The organism is Paenibacillus ehimensis NBRC 15659, from assembly GCF_004000785.1.
In the GTDB taxonomy this organism is placed as follows: domain Bacteria; phylum Bacillota; class Bacilli; order Paenibacillales; family NBRC-103111; genus Paenibacillus_G; species Paenibacillus_G ehimensis.
On the sequence record NZ_BILX01000153.1, the window covers coordinates 1 to 4,572 of the forward strand.

General features: G+C 59.0%; 1 protein-coding gene. It reads left to right on the top strand.

The window, feature by feature from the left end:
- Positions 1–4,572 (top strand): non-ribosomal peptide synthetase (locus PEH01S_RS33885; protein WP_127490422.1); only part of this gene is annotated, 4,572 nt, incomplete at both ends.

Below are 4,572 nucleotides of genomic sequence, written 5' to 3' on the forward strand. Positions count from 1 at the left end.
GCGTCGGTATCCACGATCATTTCTTCGATCTGGGAGGACACTCGCTGAAAGCGATGATCTTGGTCTCGCGCATCCATCAGGCGCTGGATGTCGAGATTTCCGTGCGGCAGGTGTTCCTCACGCCTACCGTCGCCAGCTTGGCGGACGCGCTGGAAGCGGCGGCGGAGGGCGGGACCTATGAAGCGCTGAAGCGGGCGGAGGAGCGGGAGTATTACCCGCTGTCCTCGGCTCAAAAGCGGCTGTACGTCCTGCAGCAGCTCGAAGGCGCGGAGCTCAGCTACAATATGCCGGTGGCGCTGCGGCTGTCCGGAGCGCTCGATCGCGAACGGTTGGAAGCCGCGCTGGGGGCGCTGATCGCCCGTCACGAAGCGCTGCGCACTTCGTTTACCTTAGTTAACGGGGAGCCGGTACAGCGGGTGCAAAGCGCGGCAGCCTATGCGATATCCTACGAAGAAGCGAACGAAAGAGTAGCTGCCGAGCGAATTCAGGCTTTTCTCCACCCGTTCGACCTCAGCGAAGCTCCGCTGCTTCGCACGAGCCTTGTGCGGCTTGGCGAGGCAGAGCATCTGCTGCTGTTCGATATGCACCATATCGTTTCGGACGGCACTTCGATGGGGATTTTTGTCCATGAATTGACGAGGCTGTACGCCGGAGAGCAGCTGGAGCCGCTGCGGCTGCAGTACAGGGATTATGCGGTGTGGCAGCAGGCCTTCAAGCAAAGTCCGGCCTACGGCAAACAGGAAGCGTATTGGCTGGAACGGTTCGCCGGGGAACTGCCGGTATTGAATCTGCCGGCGGATCATCCGCGTCCGGCGGTGCGCAGCTTCGATGGTGCGCGGCTCGAGTTCGAGCTGGACGCCGCGCTGTCGGCCGAAGTTCGGGAGCTGGCCCGCGCGAGCGGCGCGACGCTGTACATGGTGCTGCTGGCTGCCTTTAGCGCCCTGCTTGCGCGGCTTAGCGGCCAAGAAGAGCTGATTGTCGGTTCGCCGGTAGCCGGGCGGCCGCATGCAGAGCTCCAAGGCCTGCTTGGCATGTTTGTGAGCACGCTCGCCATCAGGTCCGCGCCGGCAAGGGAAAAAACCTTCAAACAATATGTCGAAGAAGTGAAAGAAATTACGATGTCCGCGTACGAGCATGCGGATTATCCGTTTGAAGAGCTTGTCGAACAAGTGGTCCAGCAGCGGGATATCAGCCGCAACCCGATTTTTGACGTCATGTTCGCGCTGCAAAATATGGAGCAATTCGAGCTGTCCATGGCTGAGGTCGAGGTATCTTCGTATGAGCTGGACAACCCGGTCTCGAAATTCGACTTGTCGCTGTTTGTGAGCGAACAGGGGGATCGGCTGCATTGCACCTTGGAGTATGCCACGGCGCTGTTTGAACCCGGCACCATCGCGCGCTGGAGGGACAATTTCATCGTGCTGCTGCAGCACGTTGTCTCCGATCCGGAGATTTCGCTCGGTAAAGCGAATTTGCTGGGCAGCCAGGATCTGCTTTGTTTGCAGGCGTGGACCAACGGACCGGCGTTGCAGGTGCCCGATCTGACCCTGCACGAATTGTTCCAAGAGCAGGCGGACAGAACGCCGGACCGCACGGCTCTCGTTTTCGGCGAAGAGCGGCTCACGTACCGGGAGCTTGACCGGTTGTCCGACCGGATGGCACTGGCGCTCCAGCATGACCGGATCGGCACAGGCAGCATTGTCGGCCTGATGGCCGGCAGGTCGCCTCTTATGGTGATCAGCCTGCTCGGCATTTTGAAAGCGGGCGCGGCTTTTCTGGCGGTGGACCCGTCTTATCCGGCGGAACGCATTGCTTATATGCTTGAGGATTCCCGGGTGTCATGTCTGCTTGTCGATGCCGCGCAGACGATCGGCCATTTGGCGTATCAAGGGCAAGTCCGCATCATGGAAGAGATGATGTCCGAAAGCGGCCGCTCCGGCGCGGCACGCCGACAGGTTCAAAACGACAGCGGACAGCTGGCGTACATCATTTATACCTCGGGCACGACAGGCAGTCCGAAAGGGATCATGATGAAGCACAGTAACCTGATTAACCTGATTATGCACCAATACGAGCATACGTCGATTCCTTTCGACAAAAATGTGCTTCAGTATTCTTCATACAGCTTTGACGTGAGCTATCAGGAAATCTTTTCCACGCTGCTTGCCGGCGGAACCGTCTATTTGATTGAAGAGGAGATGCGCCAGGACCCGGTTGCGCTTTTCCGTTTCGTGGAGGAGCGGGACATCCGGGCGATGCTGCTGCCGGCCTCCTTTGTCAAGTTTGTTTGGAACGATCCTACTTACGAATCGGTATGGCCGAAGAGCGTACAGCATCTGGTTGCGGCGGGGGAAGCGCTGGTCGTCGGACCCGCGCTGCGGCGTTACATGCGGGAGCAGGGAGTCACGCTGCACAATCACTACGGCCCTTCCGAGGCGCATGTGACGACCATGTACATCATGTCGCCGCAGGGAACCATCTTGGAGCAGCCTCCCGTAGGCCGGCCGATCAGCAACGCTTCGATCTATATCGTGGACCCGTTCGGGCAGCCGCAGCCGGTCGGCGTAGCCGGCGAGGTGTACGTCGGCGGGGCGGGGGTCGGCCGAGGATACCTGCATAAGCCCGAGCTGACCCGCGAGAAGTTTGTCCCTAATCCGTGGTCTCCCGGCACGCTCATGTATCGTACCGGCGATATGGCCCGCTGGCTCGCCGACGGCAATATCGAATATTTGGGGCGGATCGATCATCAGGTGAAAATAAGAGGCTACCGCATCGAACTGGGCGAGATCGAAGCCCGGCTGCTCGGCATCGAGGGAATTCGCGAAGCCGTCGTGCTGGTAATTCCCGACGATCAAGGGAACAACGAGCTGTGCGCTTATTTTGCGGGCGACCGCGAATTTGTGCTGCTGGAGCTCCGGGAGGCTCTGAAGACGATGCTGCCGGACTACATGATCCCTGCTTACTTCGTCCAGCTTGAAGAGCTGCCCGTCACCTCGCAAAGCGGAAAAATAGACCGCAAGGCGCTGCCGAAGCCCGAGGGAGGCATTCGGACGGGCGCCCCGTATTCCGCGCCGCGCAACGAGACTGAAGCCAAGCTGGCGGGCCTCTGGCGCGAAGTGTTGGGGCTTGAGAACATCGGCGTTCACGACAACTTTTTCCACATGGGGGGCCATTCGTTAAAAGCGACCGTTCTTACCGGCAAGCTCCATAAACAGTTCAACGTCGAAGTGCCGTTAAAGGAAATATTCCGAAATCCGACCATCCGGGAGCTGAGCGCCGTTATCGAAAACGGCCGGGAAAACCGCTATGAAACGATCGAGCCGTGCGGGGAGCAAGCGTATTATGCCACCTCCTCCGCCCAGAAAAGGATGTATCTGGTTCAACAGCTCGAACAAGGGATTGCCTACAACATGCCGATACTCTGCGAGATCGACGGCGAGGCCGATCCGGACCGGATCGAAGCGGCCTTCCGGGCGCTGGTCCGAAGACACGAGTCGTTACGCACCTCGTTCGAGGATAGGGACGGCGAGATTGTGCAGGTCATTCATTCCGGCGCTTCGTTCCGGCTGGAAAGAAGCGCACAGAACGGCCAAAAGCTCGAATCGCTGATTCGGCGCTTCGTCCGGCCTTTCGATCTGGGGCAGGCTCCTTTGTTCCGGGCGGAGCTCGTCAAGAGCGGGAATGCCGCGTATCTCTTCGTCGATATGCACCATATCGTTAGCGACGGCGTATCGCTCGACATCGTCTTGAACGATTTCACGGAGCTGTATAACGGCAAGGAGCCGGAGCCGCTGCGCCTGCAGTACAAGGATTACGCCGCATGGCAAAATAAATTGGTGCAATCGGAGGAAATGAAACGGCAGGAGGCTTATTGGACAGAGCGGTTCGCCGGCGAAATTCCGGTGCTCCTTCTGCCGTACGATTACGGGCGGCCCGCCGCGCAGAGCTTTGAAGGGGACCTCGGCCACTTCGCCCTGGACGAACGGCTGACGGAGGGCATCCGGGGGATCGCCCGGGAGACGGGCAGTACCACGCATATGGTCATGCTCTCCCTCTTCCATATCCTGCTGGCCAAATACAGCGGTCAGGACGATATCGTGATCGGAAGTCCGATTGCGGGAAGACCGCACGCCGATCTGCAGAACATCGTGGGCATGTTTGTCAATACGTTGGCGCTGCGGAATCAAGCGGCGGGAGAGAAGAGCTATCGTGAATTTTTGAAGGAAGTCCGGGACCATGCGCTTGAGGCTTACGAGAATCAAAGCTATCCGTTCGAGACGCTGCTGGATAACATTCAAGTTCAACGGGACCCGGGCCGGAATCCGCTGTTCGATGTGATGTTCAACATGAGCCATCTGAAGGAAGGGACCGACGGCAAGCTTGCCGGTCTCCGCTTGAAGCCGATCCCGAGAGAACACCGCATCTCCAAATTCGATTTGACGCTTCACGTCATGGAGAACGAGCAGGCCTTCGCATGCAGCTTCGAATACTGCACCCGATTGTTCCACGCCGGGACGATCGCCCGGATGGGGCTGCATTACCGTCAAATCGCGGCACAGGTATGCGCGGACC